Origin of the sequence: Arthrobacter sp. GMC3, from assembly GCF_002929305.1 — a bacterium.
Classification (GTDB): Bacteria; Actinomycetota; Actinomycetes; order Actinomycetales; family Micrococcaceae; genus Specibacter.
The window spans coordinates 560,075-581,411 of record NZ_PJIO01000001.1 but is presented as its reverse complement, the minus strand read 5'-3'; the positions used below and the strand labels follow the sequence as shown (position 1 = coordinate 581,411).

Below are 21,337 nucleotides of genomic sequence, written 5' to 3'. Positions count from 1 at the left end.
CAGCTAGAGGCTGATGCTGCTGACCGGCATTGAGGAGTCGGGGGCGAAGTCCAGGTCGCTGGGGGCCACGCCGTTCATCACCAGCTGGGCGCCGAGTGCTGCCACCATGGCCCCGTTGTCCGTGCAGAGCGAGAGTTTGGGCACCAACAAGGTGATGCCGGCTGCCGAGGTGCGCTGCGCCGCCAGTTCGCGGAGCCGTGAATTGGCGGCCACTCCCCCACCCAGCAACAAGGTGGTGATGCCCTGCTCCTTGCACGCAAGCACCGCTTTGGCCGTGATGACATCCAGCACTGCTTCCTGGAACGACGCCGCAACGTCGGCCATCGGAATCTCCTCGCCTCGTACCTCGTAGCCTTCAACGCACCGTGCCACTGCAGTCTTCAGACCTGAGAACGAGAAATCGTAGCGGTGTGGACCGGGAGCTTCGGCGGTTCCCATGTACTTAGGCACTGTTAGCCCCCGCGGGAACCGGATGGCTTTGGCGTTGCCTTGCTTGGCCAGCGCGTCGATGGCTGGCCCTCCCGGATAGCTCAGGCCCAGTATTCTGGCCACCTTATCGAATGCCTCACCCGCGGCGTCGTCAATGGTGGCGCCCAGCAGTTCCACGTCGGAGGCGATGCTGCGCACCCGCAAAATTTCGGTATGCCCCCCGGAGACCAGCAGAGCCCCCAGGTTTGGCGGCAGTGCGCCGGCTCCAATGTTCAGGTCCGCAGCCTGGGCTGCGATTGATTCATCCAGCAGCCCCACCCCCACATGGGCGACCAGGTGGTTGATGGCGTAAAGCGGCTTTCCTGTGGCCAGTGCCAGCGCCTTGGCGGCGCTGACGCCCACCATCAGGGCCCCAGCCAGCCCCGGTCCGCTGGTGACGGCGATTGCGTCCACGTCCTCCAGCGTCACCCCCGCGTCGGCAAGGGCCTGTTCAAGTGTGGGCACAAAGGCGTCCAGGTGGGCGCGGGAAGCGATTTCCGGGATGACCCCACCAAAGCGCACGTGTTCGTCCATGGAGGAGGAGACCGTGTTGGTCAGCAGCTGTGTCCCACGCACCAGGCCTACACCTGTTTCATCACAGGAGGATTCAATCCCCAAAATCAGCGGGTTGCTCTGGTTCATGAGGGGTCCTTTTGGGGTGTTTCCGTTGCTGGTGGTTCGGTCAGTCGTAGACGCATGATCAGCCCGTCTGATCCGTCCCGGTAGTACTTGCGCCGCGTATGGATGTGCTCAAAGCCAAAACGTCGGTAGAGTTCTTGCGCCCGAGGATTGATGGAGCTGACCTCCAGCATCACATCCTGGGCCCCCCGCCGTCGGGCGTCCTCAATGAGTTCTACCATCATTGCCCGGGCGTACCCGCGCCCCTCATACTGTGGGAGCACACCAATGGTCTGGATATCGCCAATCGGTGGCAGGCACATCAGCCCGGCATATCCTGCCATGACCAGGTGCCCGCTCTCGTCCGGCACCTCCACGATGATGTACCGCCGGGTTTCACGTTGCGCCAGCTCGTCAACAAACATGTGCCGCGGCCAGCTGTCCACACCGAAGAGTGTGGCGTCCATGGCGGTGATCGCGTCAATATCCGCCGGGGTCATCTCCCGCAAGACCACATTAGTCTGCGGTGTGGCGTCACCGGCGTCGGCGCTCACAGGGCCCGCTTTCGGGGTCCAGGCACCTTGGCATCGGATTCCCGCAAGTACAGTGGCGTGGTGTCCAGCAGCCCGGCAGCTTCCAAGGACCCAGCCGCGCCGATCCTGCGCACGGCGGACCTGCCCAGCTCAAGGGCCGTGGGCTGAATCTGCGCAAACCCGGCGTCCACCTCGCAGCCGTTTGCGGTCAGCTCGGCCGCGTACAGTCCGGCCCCCGCACCAAAGACCTGCACTGCCGTGATCGCGTCGGCCGGCCCCACGTGCGGACCGTCCAGCAACTGCGCCGCGGCGCTGTACCGGGCCCAGTAGACCTCCTTGCGGCGGGCGTCCGTGGCGACCACGAACTCGCGCACAGCCAACGGCGCCACCGCCCGTCCGGCGTCGTACCGGGGGGTATCAAAGACCTGCTGGGCCAGTGCGTCCAGGCTCATCAGGCCGTACAACGGCACGCCCCAAGTGAAGGCGAGTGTGCGGGCCATGGTGATGCCCGAGCGCAGTCCGGTGAACGGGCCCGGGCCTGTGCCAACAATGATGGCATCCAGGGCGGGGCCCTCCGTGGGCGGATCCTCGAAGAGGGATTTCACTCCGGGGGCAAGCACCTCGGCGTGGCTGCGGGTGTCGGCGGTGGCAAAGTTCGCCTCAACCCTCAAGCTCCGCACCGCGTCCGCAAGGTCAAAGCTCAGTACTGCGGCACTGGCCACGGCCGAGGTGTCAATCGTCAAAATTCGCACTGTGCCAGTCTATTCTGTTGTTTTTGAAGGCCGGTCAAGCCCGGTGAAATCGATCCCAGCCCAGCGTGGACCGACGGCCCGCAGGCGTAAAACGCGGGGTTCGTCGTCGTCTTCATCGTCGAAATCAAAGGTGCCGGCATCGTCCTGCGGGTTTTGCGCCACCACATTCGACGCCGGTCGATCCCCAGCGGGGTGTTCTGGGGTTGGGCTCCCTAGTGCGCGCACCAGCTCTATTTCCAGCCTGCTCGGGGCCAGATGCTCCACCCTGTCGGCACCCCATTCCACCACGGTGACCGAGGAATCCATGGTGTTTTCCAAGTCGATGTCATCAATCTCCGCGGCTGAGGCCAGCCGGTACGCGTCCACGTGCACCAGATCGGGACCACCGGGGTTGGGACCATCGGCGAGGTTCGGGTGGATACGGACGAGTACAAAGGTGGGTGAGATGATGCCAGGACGTACACCCAGGCTTCGTCCCAAGCCCTGGGTGAACGTGGTCTTCCCCGCCCCCAGTTCGCCACTGAGCACAATCAGATCCCCGGCCCGCAAGAGCTTGGCCAGGTTCCCGGCGAGGCGCTGCGTGGCCTCGGCGGTGGTGGTGGAAAATTCCCAATTGGTCATGATGCGCATTTAGTCGCGTCGGCCGGGGCCAGCTCACCAAGGTCGAAGCCGGTGCCGGCGGGTCCACCCACGTAGGTCCTGGGCACGCGCGGGCTGATCCGGGTGACCACCTCATAGTTGAGCGTCCCTGCCGCGGCGGCCCACTGCTCAACGACGGGGCCACCCTTGGCGCCGTCACCGAACAACACGGCTGTAGCACCCAACGCGGATCCTGGGATTTCGGCACCATCAAAGTCCTTGTGGGCGCCTGGCCCTAAATCTATGACCATCTGATCCATGGCGATCCGCCCCACCACCGGGTAGGTTCGGCCATTGACTCGCACCGGACCCCCGGTGGCGACGCGAGGGACGCCGTCGGCGTAACCCAAGGGGATCAACGCCAGCGTGCTGGGATCCGCCGTGACATAGCCCAGACCGTAGGACACGCCCTGGCCGGCAGGGACGTCCTTGCACAAGGCAACCCGGGTTTGCAGCGTCATGGCCGGAGTAAGACCCAATTGCGCCGACGTCTGATCCGCAAAAGGGGACAAGCCGTAGATCCCCAGCCCCACCCGAACCATGTCAAAATGTGCATCCGGGCGTGAAAGGGTTCCAGGGGTGTTGGCAATGTGTCGCACCTCCAAATCGGCGCCTGCATCCTCGGCAATGGCCACCGCCTCGCGGAAGACTTGGAGTTGTTCATCGGTTTCGGGGCGGTGTGGTTCATCCGCCACGGCAAGGTGGCTGAACACGCCGACAACACGCAGCAGCCCCTCATCCTGGAAGGCGATAGCTTCAGCCACCAACGCGTCCCAGTCGGCCATGGTGCTGCCGTTGCGGCCAAGTCCGGTGTCGATCTTCAGGTGAATGCGTGCGGGGCGCTCCTGGGCGCGGGCCGCCTGGGCAATGTGCTGCAATTCCCAGCCCGAACAGCCCAGGTCGATCCCCTGGGCGACCGCGGCGAAGAAGTCAGTGGAGGGTGTGTGCAGCCAGGCGAGGACGGGCACCTCCAAACCTGCTTCCCGGAGCGCCAACGCTTCACTGACGTGGGCTGTGCCCAGCCATTGCGCGCCGGCAGCAACGGCGGTGCGAGCCACCGGCACCGCGCCGTGCCCATAGGCGTCGGCCTTGACCACGGCCATCAGCTTGGCTGGGGCGGCAATGGAGGCAAAAGCTGCGATATTGTGCGAAATCGCGGAAAGGTCAATGATGGCTTGCCGTTCGGGGGCGGTATCGCGGGCCTGAATCGGAGCAGCAGTGGAGTTCACAGCTTCATTTTAGGCCTTCCGGGCCCACCCTCCGGGACAACCACAACGCGCCGCCACCATTTTGCGGCACTCCTCACAGCAAAATTGTCACGCAACCGTGCTGTGGGTGGAAAGATAAGTACGTTATATCCGCTGCAGCCGAGAGGACAATCTGTGCACCAGGTTCGACGCGTTGCCATGCTGTCCCTTCATACCTCGCCCCTGGAGCAGCCAGGCGGGGGCGATGCTGGCGGCATGAACGTCTACGTCCGGCAATTGGCGTTGGAGCTTGCCGCCGCGGGGGTGATGGTGGATATTTACACCCGTCGCACCTCAGCCGGGCAGCCCGACACGGTGGTCATGGCCCCTGCCGTCAGCGTTCACCACATTACTGCGGGCCCCTTTACGAAGGTCTCCAAGGAGGCACTTCCCGAGCTTGTCACCGAAATGGCCGACGCCGTCGCTGCCCACATTTCTGCGCTCACCCCCGCCATCCCGGTGAGCGTGATCCACTCCCACTATTGGGTCTCTGGCATGGCCGGAATTCTTGTGGCCAAGACCCTGGATCTGCCCTTGGTGCACACCATGCACACCATGGCCCGGGTTAAGAACAAGCATCTACAACCGGGGCAGAGCGCCGAACCGGGCATCAGAGAAGACGGCGAACAGCACATCGTGGCGGCTGCCACCCGGCTGATCGCCAACACCACAGCGGAGGCAGCCGAGCTTGAGGGCCACTACGACGGTTGCGAGCAGCGCATCGACATTGTCTCCCCGGGGGTTGACCTGAAAGTGTTCAAACCAGCTTTTCGTGACAGATCCCGGCGGGCGTTGGACATTGCCGACAATGACTTCCATGTGGTGTTTGCCGGCCGCATGCAGCGGCTGAAGGGCCCCCATGTTTTGGTCAAGGCGGCCGTCATTTTGCGCCAGGAACGCCCCGATATCCCTTTGCGCATGACCTTTTTGGGCGCCAGCAGCGGCAGCGATAAATATGATCTACCCCAGTTGCTTGCCGACGCCGAACTCAGCGCGCAGGCCGCAGTACTCCCACCCGTCGGTCCGGAAGATCTGGCGAATTGGTACCGCAGCGCCGACCTTGTGGCCGTCCCCTCAGCGAGCGAATCGTTTGGACTGGTGGCACTTGAAGCACAGGCCTGCGGCACAGCCGTTATCGCCACCAATGTGGGAGGCCTCCCCCAAGCCGTGAGTGACGGGCGTACGGGGCTGCTGGTCGACGGAAGATCCCCACGGCTCTGGGCCGCAGCCATCGCCTCCCTCTACGACTTCCCTCAAACCAGGATCGACATGGGCCGGGCAGGCTCCGTGTTTGCCGAGTCATTTGGCTGGGCGAGAACGGCAGCACAGACCATGGCTAGCTATGATCTTGCGCTGACTTACCAGTACGTCGTCCCACCTGGCTGCTAGCAGGGATTTAGAAGCGGAACGCCTGCGCCTGAATAGCCACCGCCGCCGCGCCCCGTGCCCACTCGGTAAAGTCCGCCGAGGCGACCCGGATGTTGACCGAACCTGCCTCCGGGTCCCTGTCCACTTGCAGCGCGTCCCGCACCGTTGATTCGGTGGCGGCGAAGAGGGCAACCCCTTCACCTCCTAGCACAACTGTGTTAACCATTGTCAGGTTCACCGCCGCGGCCATCAATTTGCCCAAGGCCTTTCCTGCTGCCGTAAGGACAGCAACTGCCACCTTGTTGCCAGAAGCGGCAAGCGCCAAGGCCTCATCGTAGTCAACGGGTCTGCCCAAAGCGGTGGAAATCTGCGCACAGACGCTGGGGATGGACAGCATGGCGGTCGAACAGCCCCTGTGCCCATCCATGCACAGCGGACCGTTGACATCCAGCGGGAAGTGGCCGCCCAAGCCCAGTCCGGTGTCGGGCGTGCGAATGACATGATCGCGGATGACTATGCCGTAGCCCACGCCAGCACCCACGGTGATGACAGCAAAATTCTGGGTGTCCTTTCCTGCGCCGAACCACTGCTCGGCGGCGGCCAAGGCGGTCACGTCGTTATCAACCACCACGGGCATGCCGAGTCGTTCCGCCAGAAGCGCACCGAGGGGAACGTCCTTCCAGGCAAGGAAAGGGGCCCGGTGCACCACGCCGTCGGGCCTGACCTGCCCGCCCAAGGAAACGCCAACCCCCGTGACCGTGACATTTTCCTGAACACCAAGGGCCTGAGTCAGTTCGACAATACCGTCCACCACGGTGTCAACGGTTGTATCGGACAGCTCCTTGGTGGCAACCGCCAAGACCGTGGCCCTGACATCTGTCACTGCCGCCTGAAGGAGATCCCCGGCGATCTTGACGCCCACAAAGTGGGCACTGTCGGCGCGCACATCAAGGAGCCTGACGGGACGGCCCACCGTCCCGTCAACCAAAAGCTCACCTTCAATGAGCAGCCCGGAATCAAGCAGCGGCTTGCTGAGCCGGGTCAGGCTCGCAACGCTCAGCTTCAATTCCCGGGCAAGATCCCCCCGGGAAATCGGCCCGCGCACCAGTACGAGCCGCGCAAGTTCCAGGGCTGAATCTGCGAGCGCAGCGTGGGTTTCGGCGTGCCTGGAATGGAGCACAGCCACGGGGAGGACAGAGTTCATAAGGGCAAGTTTATTGCAGAACGAAGATAATTCCAGTTCAACACCGTCAAACAGCGGTAGGGAGCCGCAAATATGTGATCCTTGACATGGTAATTACTTTTGCGATAAAACTATTCAATGAACTTGTCACCTCTTCCTTTCCCCCAGCAGATGCAGCTGCACCGCGGAGGGACGTCCGTCATCGTCGACCTCGCCACCGCAGGTTTGCCCGCCATCATCCATTGGGGGCCAGACACCGGCGAATTGTCCGCTGACGAACTTGCATCCTTGGCCATCGCCAGCAGCCCCCAGCGGGTATCGGGTGGCATCGACGTCCCGGCCCGGTTGACACTGCTGCCGCAGGAAGTGTTTGGCTGGCAGGGCTCACCAGCACTCACGGGACAGCGCAGTGGTGCCGCCTGGTCCAGTGCGTTGAGTACGACGTCGGCCACAGGGGACGGGCATTCCCTCACCATCAGCTCGGCGGACCAAGCGGCGGATCTGCAACTTGTCAGCGAACTGTCCCTGACTGGTTCCGGGGTCCTGAAACAGCGGCACACCCTGACAAACAGCGGCGCGACTGACTACCAGCTTCACCAACTCATCACAGTCTTCCCGCTGCCCGCAACGGCAGCTACCGTTCAGGACACCACCGGCAGGCATTTGAAGGAGCGCACCGCACAGCAACGCCCCCTGACGGTTGGCGCCCATGTGCGTGAAAGCCGCCGCGGCCGCCCAGGAGCCGACGCCACACTTCTGATGCTGGCGGGATCGGCCGGCTTTGGCCACCGCACTGGCCTGGTCCACGGCGTTCACGTCGCATGGAGTGGGAACCACAGGACCAGCGCCGAACGCACCATCACCAGCGACAACTTCCTAACCGCCGGGGAACTACTGCTGCCTGGCGAGGTGGTTCTGGCGCCAGGCGAGAGCTATTCCACACCCTGGGCATTGGGCTCATGGGGTACCGGGCTGGATGAACTCGCAGCACGCTTCCATCAGGACCTGCGGGGACGCGAACAGCACCCAACCCGGCCCCGCCCCGTTACCCTCAACACTTGGGAGGCCGTCTACTTTGACCATGATCTCTCAACGCTGGCGACGCTGGCGGACAAGGCAGCCGCCATTGGGGTGGAGCGTTTTGTGCTCGACGACGGCTGGTTCCTTGGCCGCCGCGACGACACCGCCGGCTTGGGCGACTGGTTTGTTGATCCTGGCGTTTGGGCAGACGGGCTGGGTCCCATCATCAACCACGTCCGTGGGCTCGGCATGGAGTTTGGCTTGTGGTTTGAGCCGGAGATGGTCAACCCCGACAGCGAACTCGCCCGCAACCACCCCGACTGGATTCTGCACACGGCTGGCAGGTGGCCCGTCAGCGCACGGCAACAACAGGTGCTCAATCTTGCCCACCCCGACTGCTTCGACTACCTCCTGGCCCGCATCGACGCCATCCTGAGCGAGTACCCCATCAGCTACATCAAGTGGGACCACAACCGGGATCTGCTCGATGCTTCCGATCCCCGAACCGGCCGTGCAGCCGTCCGTGACACCACCTTGGCGTTGTACCGTTTGCTGGCCGAATTGAAAGCTCGGCACCCAGGTTTGGAAATTGAAAGCTGCGCCTCCGGCGGAGCCCGTGTAGATCTGGGCATTCTGGACTACACGGACAGGATCTGGACCAGCGACTGCATCGACCCCCTGGAGCGCCTCGACAACCAGGCCAACACCTCCCTCCTTGTCCCCTACGAGCTCATGGGCGCCCACATTGGCGGCCCCAAGTCTCATTCCACCCGCCGCCAACACAGCCTGGGTTTCATGGCCCGCACAGCCATCTTTGGCCATTTCGGCATCGAATGGAACATCGCTTCCATCAGCGATGCGCAAACGGCCGAGCTTGCCGGCTGGGTGGAGTTCCACAAAGAAAACCGTGACCTGTTCCACACCGGAACCTCGGTTCACGCCGATCTGCCCGACCCTGCCCTTGATGTGCGCGGTGTGGTGGCAAAAGACGGCGAGCGCGCCATCTTTGCCCTTACCCAGCGGGTTGCCTCCACCACCTACCCATCGGGGCGAATCACCTTGCCCGGACTGGTACCCGAGCTGCGTTACAGGGTGGCGCTGTCCCATCCTCTCGACGACGAATTAGGCAACGGGCAATCCCCCCTTGCCTGGCCCCTGCACCAGACGGTGCTCCCGGGCATCGTCCTGGGCACAGTGGGGATCGCCGCCCCCGTCCTTTTCCCCGAACAATCAGTGCTCATCACGCTCACCAGGGTCGACGTCGATCCTGCGCAGGCCATCTAAGGAGTCCACATGAGAGAACCACAACGCCAGCGTCAGCGGAACAGACCGCTGACGGCCCTGGCAAGTGCCGCCGTCGTCCTGTCCCTAGCCCTGAGCCTGAGCGGTTGCATCGGTGCAGGTGACGGCCGCGTCAAACTCGATTTCTTCCAGTACAAGCCCGAGGCAGTGGGCCAGTTTGAGAAGATTGTTGCCGATTTTGAGACTGCGAACCCGGGCATCGACATTGTCATCAACAACGTCCCGGACCCGGATACCGCCATCCGCACCCTGCTGGTAAAAGGCAAGACACCCGATGTTCTGACGCTCAACGGCAACGGAAATTTTGGTGACTTGTCCAAGGCTTGTGTCTTCGCGGACCTGTCCGATTTGCCGTCAGCGTCGCGAGTAAACTCCTCGGTGCAGGGAATCCTCAACGGCCTGGGCACGTGTCACGACGATGAAACGAACGGACTGCCGTTTGCCAACAACGCCAGCGGGATTCTGTACAACCCCGAAATATTCGCCAAGTACGGCGTCAGCGTTCCACAAACCTGGGATCAACTCATCACGGCCGCCGACACGTTCAAGGCCAACGGCGTGAACCCGTTCTTCATGACCTTGAAAGACGCCTGGACTGTGCAACCGTCATACGTGAACCTAGCAGGCAACCTCATGCCCGCCACCTTCTTTGACGATGTTCGGTCGGCTGGCTGGACCCCCACCACCGGCAAATTCAGTTTTGAAAAGAACGGCACCGAAGCCGCCACCAAACTGGCAAAGCTGTTCAGTTACGCTCAGCCGGGTGCCGAAAGTGCAGGCTACAACGACGGCAACGCCGCCTTTGGCGCCGGCAAGTCCGCAATGTACCTCCAGGGGAGCTTTGCCATCCCCGCCATCCGTGCAGCGAACCCCCATGCCTCGATCAAGTCCTTCCCGTACCCCACCACCAACGATCCTGCCAAGAACACCCTCGTCTCGGGTGTGGACGTGGCGCTGGCCATCGGCAAGGAAACCAAACATCCGGCCGAAGCCAAGAAATTCGTTGAGTACCTCATGTCACCGGCAGTCCTGAATTATTATTCGGCAGCCCAGTCGTCCTTGACCCCTGTCAAGGATGCGGCGCCGAGCACGGACCCGGCGCTTGCCGGCATTCAAGGCTTCTTCAATGAGGGGCGGATCATCGGCTACTTCGACCACCATGTGCCTCCCAGCATTCCGCTGGGTCCGCTTCTGCAGCAGTTTGTTCTGGACGGTAATGAGCAGGCCTTCCTCTCCCGCATGGACCACGAATTTGAAAAGGTCGCCGCCCGCACCATTACCAAGAAAGTGGACTAGATCATGACCACCACCGCGGCCAAGGCAATGAAGCCCCGCACCACGGCCGGACTCCAACGCCGGCGCCCATCCCGGGCACACAAAACGTTTTACTGGATGGTTGTTCCAGCCCTGGTGCTGTTCGTCATCTTGCACACCATCCCCACACTGACAGGCATGTTCTTTAGCTTCACCAACTATGCCGGCTACGGCGAGTGGGATTTTGTGGGGCTCTCCAACTATGTGAACTTGTTCAAGGACGACCGCATCATGGCGTCCTACGGTTTCACGTTCCTCTTTGCCGTCACCACCACCATTGTGGTGAATGTGGGCGCCCTGTTCATCGCCATCTTGCTCAACTCTAAGATCAAGTTCCAGACAACGTTCCGCGGGATCTTCTTCATTCCCAATATTCTCTCGGTACTGATTGTTGGCTACGTCTTCAACTACTTGCTCTCCAACAACCTGCCCCTGATCGGCCAGGCGCTGGGCATCAAATGGCTCTCCACCTCAATCCTGGCCAACCCGGACCTGGCCTGGCTGGGCATCGTCGGGGTGACCGCCTGGCAGTCCATCGCCTTCAGCGTCATCATCTACCTGGCAGGACTGCAAACAGTTCCCGGCGAACTCTACGAAGCCGCGGGACTGGATGGAGCATCTCCGTGGCGCCAATTCTGGTCCATCACGTTCCCGCTCATCTCCGGCTTCTTCACCATCAACATGGTGCTGGCCCTGAAGGGCCTGTTGCAGGCCTTCGACCAAATCGTGGCCCTGACCAACGGCGGTCCCGGCACGTCCACCGAATCGGTGGCCATGGTCATTTACCGCGGCGGCTTCCAAGGCGGGGAATACGGCTACCAAATGGCCAACTCCGTGGTGTACCTGGTGGTCATCGTGGCTCTGTCCCTACTGCAGATGCGCGTCCTTGGGCGCAAGGAGGCTGACTTCTCATGAGCACACTCACCCAACACACCCCCGAACTGGCAGCGGGCACAGCACCCAAGAAACGCCGTCGTTCCTCGGTAAACGTGCCGCTAACCCTCCTGGTAACGGTGCTGTCGCTGACAGTACTGATCCCGCTGTACTTCACCATCGTCACGGCGCTCAAGTCCCCCGACCAGCTGGGTGGCAACGGTTTGGCCCTTCCCACAAGCATTCACTTGGAGAACTTTTCCAACGCCTGGAAGCTGACGAATTTCCCCAATGCGCTGCTGATTTCCGGCATCGTTACCTCCGTCGCCGTGGTGCTGACCATCCTGACGAACTCTCTGGTGGCCTATGCGATTGCCAGGAACATGCACCGCCCATTCTTTAAGGCGTTGTACTACTTCTTCATCGCCGCCTTGTTTGTGCCGTTTCCGATCATCATGTTGCCGGTGACCAAGGAAATGGCCGTGCTGGGTCTAGACAACCCCGTCGGGCTATTCCTGCTTTATACGGTGTACGGCTTGAGCTTCAACGTTTTTGTATACACGGCGTTCATTAAGTCGATCCCGGCTGAGCTGGAAGAGGCCGCCATCATGGACGGTGCCAGCGTCTGGACAACGTTCAGAAAGGTCATCTTCCCCATCCTGACGCCCATCAACGCCACCGTGGGCATCCTGACCTGCCTGTGGGCGTGGAATGACTTCCTGCTGCCGCTGGTGATCCTCTCGGACCCCAACACCCGTACCCTGCCCCTTGTCCAGTACGTCTTCCAGGGCCAATTCAACACCGACTACACAACAGCCTTTGCTTCCTACCTCATGGCCATGGCACCGTTGCTCTTGGTCTACCTATTCGCCCAGCGCTGGGTCATCTCCGGCGTCATGAGAGGATCCATCAAATAATGTCCACACTTTCACCCGATTCCGCTTGGTGGCGCCAGGCCGCCGTCTACCAGATCTACCCGCGCAGCTTCTCCGACGCCAACGGCGACGGCATGGGTGATCTGCCCGGCGTCACGGCCCGGATGGGCTACCTTTCAGCCTTGGGAATCGACGCTATTTGGCTCAGTCCCTTCTACCCGTCGGCGCTGGCTGACGGCGGGTACGACGTCGACGACTACCGCAACGTTGATCCGCGCCTTGGGTCACTGTCCGACTTTAATGCCATGGTCTCAGCTGCGCACGCCTCCGGTATTCGCGTGATTGTGGACATTGTCCCCAACCACTCCTCCAACCGCCACGAATGGTTCCAGGCAGCCTTGGCGTCCGCCCCCGGTTCCCCGGAACGGGCCCGTTATCACTTCCTTGACGGGCTGGGAGCCGACGGCGAGCTTCCGCCGTCGGACTGGCCCTCCCACTTTGGCGGGCCAGCCTGGACCCGGGTACCCGACGGCCAGTGGTACCTCCACCTGTTCGCCACCGAGCAGCCCGACTTCAACTGGGACCACCCCGAGGTGCGCGAGGACTTCCACACCACGCTGCGGTTCTGGGCGGACCGCGGCGTGGACGGCTTCCGCGTGGACGTGGCGCATGCGCTCATCAAGGACATGTCGCTGCCGTTGCGTTCCAAGCCTGCGTTGGAGATCCTGGTCGACGACGGCACTGACCCGCTCTTTGACAGGGACGAGGTGCATGAGGTCTTTGCCGGCTGGCGTTCCGTACTCAACGAATATGATCCGCCGAAGGCCGCAGTGGCCGAGGCGTGGGTGCCGTTCACCAACCGCCGCCTGAAGTACGCCCGCCCCACCGAACTGGGCCAGGCGTTCAACTTTGACCTGTTGCAGGCCCCGTTCTCGGCCGTCGAATTCCGTTCAATTGCCGAAAAGTGCCTGTCCGAGGCCGACGCCTCCGGGGCATCATCCACCTGGGTGTTTTCAAACCACGACGTCGTCAGGCACCCCTCCCGCTATGCATTGCCCGACGGCAGCACTTTGGCGGACCTTGAGGCGTGGCTACTGGCCGACGGCGCCACCCCCGTGGTGGATCTTGCCCGCGGTCTGCGACGGGCACGGGCCGCAACACTGTTCATGCTGGGTCTACCGGGCTCCGCATACCTCTACCAGGGCGAGGAACTGGGACTCTTTGAGGTGGCAGATCTGCCAGCCAGCTCCTTGCAGGACCCCACCTGGTTCCGCACCGGGAACAAGGTCAAGGGCCGTGACGGCTGCCGGGTGCCCCTTCCTTGGTCGGCTTCAACGGCCAACTTTGGTTTTGGCGGCACGCCGTGGCTGCCCCAGCCGGAGTGGTTTGGCGAGCATGCTGCGGACGTGCAGGACGGCGTTGCAGGGTCCACGCTTGAGATGTACCGTGCGGCCCTGAAGCTGCGCGGCACGCTGCAAACGTCTGAGTCCCTTGAATGGCTCAGCTCGCCCGGGGCCTCCGTGGTCCACTATCGGCGACCCAACGGCTGGGAAGTACTAACCAACTTTGCCGCGGTTCCCGCTGCGCTGCCGGCCGGCGTCGACCTATCCAAGGTGGTGCTCAGCTCCGGTGCCCCGGCAACAGAAAGCATCCCTGCCGAAACCACCCTCTGGCTCGCCCCCTAAAGACGCGGTATCACTTTTGGCGCGTTTCCCACCAACGCCGTATCACTTTTGGCGCGCTATGGGCCAACGCCGTATCACCATTGGCTGTGGCTGTTCCCGGTCACAGCCAATGGTGCTGGCTCGCCTGTGGATAACTTCCGGCGCGGAATCCTAATGTGCGCCAGACTAGCTTCATGGCACCCCATGGAGCGTTCGGCATCCCCGAAATCCCCTTCACCGCGGGCGAGGCTCGTGCCCGCGGCCTTACGCGTGCGGAACTCCGGGGTCACGCGGTCACGGGTGTCAGCCATGGCCTGTACCGTCCGGACGGGTGGGACTTCACGCTGCGGGAGGCGGCCCGGGCCTTGTGCGCGGCCACCCCTGGTGCATGGATTTCGCATTCCACTGCAGCCAGGTTGCACGAACTTGTCCTGCCGCCCTGGTTGGCAGATTCAAATGAGTTGCACTTCAGTAAGGCTCGAAAACTGCCGCAAATACGCCGGAAAGGCATTACCGGCCACAGAGTGACGTCCTTCAGCAACGAGGTGGAAACTGACGGGGAGTTCCACATCAGTACCAGGGCGCGCACTTGGCTAGATCTGGCACGTATCCTGCCCACTAGCGACCTAGTGTGCATGGGCGACCAGCTCATCCGCATCCCACGCCCGGAATTTGAGAGCCGGCAGATGCCCTACGCCACGATGGAATCCCTCCGGGACATGGTGGGGTGGCACCGAAACCTGCAGGGAATCGTCCGGGCGAGGGAAGCGCTTGAGCTCATGCGCGTTGGCGCCGATTCACCGCCTGAAACCCTCCTGCGTCTGGCTATGGCCGACGCCGGCCTGCCGGAACCCGAATTGCAACTCACCCTAAGGAAAGGTCGTGGCGCCCCCTCTGCCGATGCCGGCTACCGGTCACGGCGCATCGCACTTCAGTACGACGGTGCCCATCACCTGGACGAGGTGCAGCGGCGCAGTGACCGGCGCAGGGACAAGGCATTTGAGGCTGCCGGCTGGACCGTGCTCATTTTCACCGAGGCGGATCTTGCCGACGGGTTTGAAGCCGCAGTCCGCCGCATCAAGGCCGCCCGCCAGCATGCCTGGACGGATCCCGCCATCGAGTCTGGTTTCGCATCAGGCAACTGATGTCCTGGCAGAAGACCGTTAAATGCCGAACGCCCCCTCAACAAATGAGAGAGCGTTCGGCACTAATCAACCAAAGGTGATACCGCGTTCAGGAAAAACGCACCAAAGGTGATACGGCGTCTAGACGTCGCCGCGGATGAAGGCCTCAACCTTTTCGTGTGCGATGTCGTCCGCGTACTGCTCCGGCGGGGACTTCATGAAGTAGCTGGACGCGGAAAGGATGGGTCCGCCGATGCCACGGTCCAGGGCGATCTTCGCCGCACGGATGGCGTCGATGATGACACCTGCCGAGTTGGGTGAGTCCCAAACCTCAAGCTTGTATTCCAGGGACACGGGGGCGTCACCGAAGTTGCGGCCTTCGAGGCGGACAAAGGCCCACTTGCGGTCGTCCAGCCAGGCAACGTAATCGGACGGGCCGATGTGAACGTCGTCGGCTGCCAACACTGCAGAGGTGTTGGAGGTGACGGCCTGAGTCTTGGAGATCTTCTTGGATTCCAGGCGCTCACGCTCGAGCATGTTCTTGAAGTCCATGTTGCCGCCAACGTTGAGCTGGTACGTGCGGTCCAAGATCACACCGCGGTCCTCGAACAACTTCGCCATGACACGGTGCGTGATGGTGGCACCGATCTGGCTCTTGATGTCATCGCCCACGATCGGCACGCCAGCGGCGGTGAACTTGTCGGCCCACTCCTTGGTGCCGGCAATGAAGACAGGCAACGCGTTGACGAAGGCGACGCCGGCGTCGATGGCGCACTGGGCGTAGAACTTCGCGGCAGCCTCGGAGCCAACGGGCAGGTAGCAAACCATCACGTCGACCTGGGCGGCCTTGAGGGTGGCAACAACGTCCACCGGCGACTCATCGGATTCCACGATGGTCTCACGGTAGTACTTGCCCAGGCCGTCCAGGGTGTGTCCACGCAGCACGGGGACGTCCAGGTTCGGCACGTCCGCGAGCTTGATCGTGTTGTTCTCGCTGGCGCCGATGGCATCGGAGAGGTCGAGCCCCACCTTTTTGCTGTCGACGTCGAACGCGGCCACGAACTGCACGTCATTGACGTGGTACTGGCCAAATTCAACGTGCATCAAGCCCGGGACCTTCACGGTCGGGTCGGCGTTGTGGTAGTACTGGACGCCCTGCACCAGGGACGAGGCACAGTTACCCACACCGACAATGGCAACCCGAATAGGATGATTGGACACGGAACTCCTTCATAAAACTCACACGGGTCCGGCTCTCACACATTGCGGTGATGGGTCGGCGCATGTCTTCATTTCTTACACAAAGACACAACGCACGGCTATTCAACCGGACCTGACGCCCCAACGGCGCCCTTAACCATTCTAGTCAACTCCCCTTGCCTCGGAATTGTTCCCTCAGGCAAGGAATGTCTCGCAGTTTTGTCACACAAGCGTGCCCACGGCACGCAAAAGGCTACTTTTGCGCCCACCTATTGATATCGGATTCGACGGCGAACTCGTCGATTGCTGTGAGTTCGGCATCCGTGAAGTCCAAGTTGTTGATAGCGGCCACATTGTTTTCCAGCTGCGCAACGCTTGAAGCGCCGACCAGGGCCGAGGTCACGGGTGTCCCCTTGACCTGGTCCCGGAGGATCCAGGCGATTGCCATCTGGGCCAGCGATTGCCCGCGGGAGGCGGCGATGTCGTTCAGTGCCCGCACACGGCCCATCTTGTCCTCGGTGAGGTCGTGCTCGTGCAGGAAGTGCTCCTTGGCGGCCCGGGAATCCGACGGGACACCATTGAGATACCTATCGGTCAGCATTCCTTGTGCCAACGGTGAGAACGCAATAGAACCCGCGCCCACGGCGTCGAGGGCTTCATAAAGGTTCGGCTCCCCGTTCTCCGTCCAGCGGTTCAGCATCGAGTATGACGGCTGGTGGATGAGCAGCGGCGTGCCCATTTCCTTCAGGATCCGGGCGGCCTCCAGGGTTTGGGCTGGCGTGTAGGAGGAGATGCCGGCGTACAGGGCTTTACCCGATCGAACCGCGGTGTCCAAGGCGCCCATGGTTTCTTCCATGGGGGTCTCCGGATCGGGGCGGTGGCTGTAGAAGATGTCCACATAGTCCAGTCCCATGCGGCCCAGCGACTGGTCCAGGCTGGCGAGCATGTACTTGCGGGAGCCCCATTCGCCATACGGTCCCGGCCACATGTCGTAACCGGCCTTCGTGGAAATGATCAGCTCGTCACGATACGGCGCGAAATCGTCCTTCAGGTGGCGGCCAAAGTTCGTTTCGGCGCTCCCAGCGGGCGGGCCGTAGTTGTTGGCCAGGTCAAAATGGGTAACGCCAAGGTCGAAGGCGCGGCGCAAGATGGCGCGCTGGGTCTCAAAATTCTTGTCGTCACCAAAGTTGTGCCATAGGCCCAGCGAAATGGCAGGCAATTTCAGCCCGCTGCGCCCAACACGGCGGTAGGGCATGGTCTCATAACGGTCGTCCGCTGCATGAAAAGTCATGCTTCTTATCTTGCCACCCTGGCGACTGTGACTGCAGCCATATGGGTGGCCCTGCCAGACACCCCCTTAGCCGCTCAGGCGGAGGGCGCGACGGCGGCACTCAGCTGCGATCTGGAGCCCGCAACACCAGCACCGACCGCCCGGCGACGGCCACCACGTTTCCGGCCGCAAATTCCGCGGCGCTGACACCGTCCGTATGGATCTCCACCACCCACTTCTCGGCATACTCATCGCCTGGAAGAGTGAAGTCCACGGCGTCCTCGCCGGCGTTGAACAACAGCAGGAAGCAGTCATCCACCACTTCCCTGCCCTGGGCATCGCAATCGGGGATGCCGTCACCATTGAGGAACACACCAATGCTGCGGCCAAATCCGCTGTCCCAGTCGGCCCCGGTCATCGCCGCCGAATCCGGCCGCAGCCAGATTATGTCCGCCAAAGCGCCGTCGTCCCCGCGTTCCACGGGGTGGCCGTCGAAGAAACGACGACGCCGGAACACCGGATGGGCTGCGCGCAACCGTCCCAGCCGGGAGACAAAGTCCACGAGTTCCAAATCGGCCGTGTCCCAGTTGATCCAGGTCAGCGGCGAATCCTGGGCATAGGCGTTGTTGTTGCCGTTTTGGGTGCGTCCGAGCTCGTCACCGTGCAAGATCATCGGGACTCCCTGGGACAAAAGCAGCGTGGTCAGGAAATTGCGTTTCTGTCGGGCACGCACCGCCAGGATTGCTGCGTCGCCGGTAGGTCCCTCGACCCCGAAATTCCAGGAGCGGTTGTGGGACTCACCGTCGCGATTGTCCTCACCATTAGCCTCGTTGTGCTTGCTGTTGTAGCTGACAAGGTCTGCCAGGGTAAAGCCGTCGTGGGCGGTGACAAAGTTGATGGAGGCCACCGGACGCCGGCCCGAGTGGCCGTAGAGATCCGATGATCCGGTGAGGCGGGAGGCGAACTCGCCCAAGGTTGCGGGCTGACCGTGCCAGAAGTCTCGGATCGCGTCCCGGAACTTGCCGTTCCATTCGGTCCATTGCGGCGGGAAGTTCCCGACTTGGTATCCGCCGGGTCCCAGATCCCACGGTTCAGCGATGAGTTTGACCCGGGATACCACCGGATCCTGTTGCACCATTTCAAAGAAGGTGGAGAGCTTGTCGACGTCGTAAAATTCCCTGGCCAGGGTTGCTGCCAGGTCAAATCGGAAGCCGTCCACGTGCATCTCGCTCACCCAGTACCGTAGCGAGTCCATGATCAGTTGCAGTGCGTGCGGTTGCCTGACGTTGAACGAATTTCCCGTGCCGGTGTAGTCAAGATAGTGTTCCTTGTCCTCGTCCATGAGCCGGTAGTATGCGTCGTTGTCGATGCCCCTAAATGACAGTGTGGGACCAAGATGATTCCCTTCGGCCGTGTGGTTGTAGACCACGTCCAGGATGACTTCCAGCCCGTTGCGGTGCAATTCCTTGACCATCGCCTTGAATTCGCGAACCTGCTCGCAGGGGTCGCTGGCGGCCGCGTACTCATTGTGGGGTGCAAAGAATCCAATCGTGTTGTAGCCCCAGTAGTTGCGCAGGCCCCTGGCTGCGAGCGCGTCATCCTGGACGAACTGATGAATCGGCATCAGTTCGACGGCGGTCACGCCCAAGTTCTTCAGGTGGCTGACAACGGCCGGGTGGGCCACACCGGCGTAGCTGCCTCGCTGGTGCTCCGGGACTTCCGGGTGTAGCGCGGTCAGCCCCTTGACGTGGGCCTCGTAGATAACGCTCTGGTGGTAGGAAACGTCCGGGCGTACTTCCGGTCCTCCATTCTCGCCCGACCAGTCGAAGGTGTCGTCGGTGACCACGGAACGGAAAGTCTGGGGCGCGGAGTCTTCGTCATTGCGGGTTAGCGGTTGCCCGAAGTCATAGGCGTAGAGTGGCTGGCCCCAGGAGATCTGACCGCCCACGGCCCGTGCATACGGGTCAAGCAGCAGTTTGTTGGCGTTGAAGCGCAGACCTTGGGTAGGGTCCCACGGCCCCTCCACCCGGTACCCATACTCCTGCCCCGGCCCTATTCCCGGGACGTATCCGTGCCACACATAGGCGTCCACCTCGGTCAGTGGGAGCCGGCTCTCAAGACCGTCTGCGTCAAAAAGACACAAGTCCACTGCCTGTGCGCCGTCGCTAAACAAGGCGAAGTTGGTGCCGTTACCATCGGAGTGGGATCCCAAGGGATGCTGCCGGCCGGGCCAAAGTTCCACAGGGTCTCCCTCGGGTTAGTGCGCAAGCCCTGCCCAGATGGCTGGGATCCGCGCGGCCAACTGGCCGGCGTTCAGGGGCGCGTCGTCCTGCGCCAGTCTGCCATGCAAAACTGCTGCCAGTGCCGCGGTTATGGCCAGTGTGTCCGCCGCGCCGCCGTCCAAGCCTTCTAGATGTGGACGTTCGGCCCGCATGGCGAGCAGTGCCACCAAGATCCCGGCCAGGGTGTCACCGCTTCCTGCCGTAGCTAACGACGGCGCGCCGTCGGCCTGGGTGAAGACCCTTCCGCTGGGTGCCGCCACCACTGTGGTGGGGCCTTTCAGCAGCACCGTGGAGCCCGTGACGCGTGCGGCCAGGCGGGCCGCGGCCAGCGGTGCAGCCTCGATCTCGGCGCGAGATTTGGCAATTCCGTGCCGAGCAAAGAGCGAGGAAAGTTCTCCTGCGTGCGGGGTCAGGACAAGCTGCGTGTTGTGCGGGCTCCCGGCTCCCCCCGTCGCCGCTTCCGGTTTTTCCGTTGGTCTCCCGCTGCCAAGGAGTGCCAATGCCGCGGCGTCCACCACCGTGGGAACCCCGGAATCCATGGCTTCCCTAGCCCGTCGCAAAGCGTCGTCGTCGCCGTCTATCCCCGGACCTACCAACCACGCTTGGACCCGAACGTTGGTGGGAAACTCTTGGGAACAAACTACCTCGGGGTTGCGCACATGGATCGCGGCGCACACTTCGGGCGCTCCGAGATACCGAACCATCCCCGGCCCACAGGCGGAAGATGCCGACACCGCGAGGAGACCCGCCCCGGGGTACCTCGCCGAACCGGCCACAATCCCGGCCACACCCCGGGTGTACTTGTGATCGGCCGCAACAGGGCGGGGCAGCAGCTTCGCTACATCGCAGCTTTCAAGTCGGAGAACATCGGCATCTCCGAGGAACTCCGTGATACCGATGTCCACCACGGCCACGGTGCCGCAAAGCTGTTCGGCCGGGGCGGTGAGCAACCCGGTTTTGGCCGCCCCGAAGGTGACAGTGAGATCTGCTGGGAGCACGGGGGACATGACTTCACCGGTTGTGGCGTTGACTCCGCTGGGTAGATCGCAGGCCACCACTGCCGGCCCATCAACGCCCGCCACTATCTCGCACAGCTGCGCTACAACGGCTGCCACCGGCCCCTGCAGCCCGCCATGCCCTCCGGTCCCCAGCAAGCCGTCAACGATGACGTCGGCGGAGTCTGCTTCCGCAAGGAAAGCCTGCTGGGCGCCTTCTCCCCTAGCGGGGTACGACGGCGGCGCCTGGCCGGGACTCGAAGCTGGCACTGTAGCGGGAAGCGGCATGTTCATGGACCGCCCACCCGCTTTGATGAACGCAGCTAAGGCGTCAGGATGGGTTCGTTCACTGGCAAGCAACGCCGTCGCACGCACCCCGCGGGAGGCAAGGTAAGCACCCGCGTAAAGCGCGTCGCCGCCGTTGTTTCCGGAACCGATCAGCAGCACCGCGCGTGAACCATAGACTCGTTGCCCGCGAGAACGCAGCACGGAGACCACACCGAGCGCCAGCCCATACGCAGCCCTCCGCATCAGGGCGGGGCCATGTCCGGCGTCAAGGAGTGGCTGTTCCGCGACTCGGACGGCCACGGCAGTGTAGGCGCGGAGCATG

General features: G+C 62.5%; 17 protein-coding genes. 7 read left to right on the top strand and 10 right to left on the bottom strand.

The genetic code is table 11. The features are described from left to right. Positions 1 to 3: 3 nt before the first annotated feature. Genes tsaD through alr form a run of 5 tightly spaced genes read right to left on the bottom strand, consistent with a single transcriptional unit; the run spans position 4 to position 4,239 of the window. Entirely contained in the window at positions 4 to 1,110 is a 1,107-nt protein-coding gene (gene tsaD / locus CXQ94_RS02830; protein WP_104086685.1) for a tRNA (adenosine(37)-N6)-threonylcarbamoyltransferase complex transferase subunit TsaD, read from the bottom strand. Then, positions 1,107 to 1,640, bottom strand: coding sequence for a ribosomal protein S18-alanine N-acetyltransferase (rimI, locus tag CXQ94_RS02825; RefSeq protein ID WP_258066580.1), 534 nt, complete (start codon positions 1,638 to 1,640; stop codon positions 1,107 to 1,109). The genes tsaD and rimI overlap by 4 nt, the downstream gene beginning before the upstream one ends. Continuing rightward, positions 1,637 to 2,371: a tRNA (adenosine(37)-N6)-threonylcarbamoyltransferase complex dimerization subunit type 1 TsaB gene (gene tsaB, locus CXQ94_RS02820; protein WP_104086684.1), complete on the bottom strand. Its 735-nt coding sequence runs from the start codon at positions 2,369 to 2,371 to the stop codon at positions 1,637 to 1,639. Before tsaB ends, rimI begins: the two co-directional genes overlap by 4 nt. A 9-nt stretch (positions 2,372 to 2,380) precedes the next feature. Beyond that, entirely contained in the window at positions 2,381 to 2,992 is a 612-nt protein-coding gene (gene tsaE / locus CXQ94_RS02815; RefSeq protein WP_104086683.1) for a tRNA (adenosine(37)-N6)-threonylcarbamoyltransferase complex ATPase subunit type 1 TsaE, read from the bottom strand. Continuing rightward, positions 2,989 to 4,239: an alanine racemase gene (gene alr / locus CXQ94_RS02810; RefSeq protein ID WP_104086682.1), complete on the bottom strand. Its 1,251-nt coding sequence runs from the start codon at positions 4,237 to 4,239 to the stop codon at positions 2,989 to 2,991. The genes tsaE and alr overlap by 4 nt, the downstream gene beginning before the upstream one ends. Before the next feature lie 153 nt (positions 4,240 to 4,392). Here alr and CXQ94_RS02805 point away from each other — a divergent pair, with 153 nt between their 5' ends. Further along, positions 4,393 to 5,646, top strand: coding sequence for a glycosyltransferase (locus CXQ94_RS02805; protein ID WP_104086681.1), 1,254 nt, complete (start codon positions 4,393 to 4,395; stop codon positions 5,644 to 5,646). Positions 5,647 to 5,653: 7 nt separating this feature from the next. Here CXQ94_RS02805 and CXQ94_RS02800 read toward each other — a convergent pair whose 3' ends face one another. Beyond that, a complete protein-coding gene (locus CXQ94_RS02800; RefSeq protein ID WP_104086680.1) occupies positions 5,654 to 6,829 on the bottom strand; it encodes an ROK family transcriptional regulator in 1,176 nt (391 codons plus the stop codon). Positions 6,830 to 6,946: 117 nt separating this feature from the next. Between CXQ94_RS02800 and CXQ94_RS02795 the strand changes: the two genes are divergently transcribed. The 6 genes from CXQ94_RS02795 (at position 6,947) to CXQ94_RS02770 (ending at position 15,001) form a co-directional block, all read left to right on the top strand. Next, on the top strand, positions 6,947 to 9,112 hold the full coding sequence (locus CXQ94_RS02795) for an alpha-galactosidase (RefSeq protein WP_258066579.1): 2,166 nt from the start codon (positions 6,947 to 6,949) through the stop codon (positions 9,110 to 9,112). Between the two features lie 9 nt (positions 9,113 to 9,121). After that, positions 9,122 to 10,426, top strand: a complete 1,305-nt coding sequence (locus tag CXQ94_RS02790) for an ABC transporter substrate-binding protein (RefSeq protein WP_104086678.1) — start codon at positions 9,122 to 9,124, stop codon at positions 10,424 to 10,426. A gap of 3 nt (positions 10,427 to 10,429) precedes the next feature. After that, the gene (locus CXQ94_RS02785) at positions 10,430 to 11,359 is read left to right on the top strand and encodes a carbohydrate ABC transporter permease (RefSeq protein ID WP_258066577.1); all 930 of its coding nucleotides are present in this window, start codon (positions 10,430 to 10,432) and stop codon (positions 11,357 to 11,359) included. After that, a complete protein-coding gene (locus CXQ94_RS02780; protein ID WP_104086677.1) occupies positions 11,356 to 12,234 on the top strand; it encodes a carbohydrate ABC transporter permease in 879 nt (292 codons plus the stop codon). Before CXQ94_RS02785 ends, CXQ94_RS02780 begins: the two co-directional genes overlap by 4 nt. Further along, the gene (locus CXQ94_RS02775) at positions 12,234 to 13,877 is read left to right on the top strand and encodes a glycoside hydrolase family 13 protein (RefSeq protein ID WP_104086676.1); all 1,644 of its coding nucleotides are present in this window, start codon (positions 12,234 to 12,236) and stop codon (positions 13,875 to 13,877) included. The genes CXQ94_RS02780 and CXQ94_RS02775 overlap by 1 nt, the downstream gene beginning before the upstream one ends. A 173-nt stretch (positions 13,878 to 14,050) precedes the next feature. Then, positions 14,051 to 15,001 (top strand): DUF559 domain-containing protein, encoded by a 951-nt coding sequence (locus tag CXQ94_RS02770; RefSeq protein WP_104086798.1) that lies wholly within the window; start codon positions 14,051 to 14,053, stop codon positions 14,999 to 15,001. A 120-nt stretch (positions 15,002 to 15,121) separates the two neighbouring features. On the opposite strand, the gene CXQ94_RS02765 is transcribed toward CXQ94_RS02770, so the two are convergent. The 4 genes from CXQ94_RS02765 to CXQ94_RS02750 all read right to left on the bottom strand — a co-directional run bounded on the left by CXQ94_RS02765 (position 15,122) and on the right by CXQ94_RS02750 (position 21,336). Further along, positions 15,122 to 16,201, bottom strand: a complete 1,080-nt coding sequence (locus CXQ94_RS02765) for an inositol-3-phosphate synthase (protein WP_104086675.1) — start codon at positions 16,199 to 16,201, stop codon at positions 15,122 to 15,124. A 232-nt stretch (positions 16,202 to 16,433) separates the two neighbouring features. Continuing rightward, a complete protein-coding gene (mgrA, locus tag CXQ94_RS02760; RefSeq protein WP_104086674.1) occupies positions 16,434 to 17,471 on the bottom strand; it encodes an L-glyceraldehyde 3-phosphate reductase in 1,038 nt (345 codons plus the stop codon). Positions 17,472 to 17,571: 100 nt separating this feature from the next. Then, positions 17,572 to 19,692, bottom strand: a complete 2,121-nt coding sequence (gene glgX, locus CXQ94_RS02755) for a glycogen debranching protein GlgX (RefSeq protein ID WP_104086673.1) — start codon at positions 19,690 to 19,692, stop codon at positions 17,572 to 17,574. Positions 19,693 to 19,707: 15 nt separating this feature from the next. Beyond that, complete coding sequence (locus CXQ94_RS02750) at positions 19,708 to 21,336, bottom strand: bifunctional ADP-dependent NAD(P)H-hydrate dehydratase/NAD(P)H-hydrate epimerase (RefSeq protein ID WP_104086672.1); 1,629 nt, start codon at positions 21,334 to 21,336, stop codon at positions 19,708 to 19,710. Between the last annotated feature and the right edge of the window lies 1 nt (position 21,337).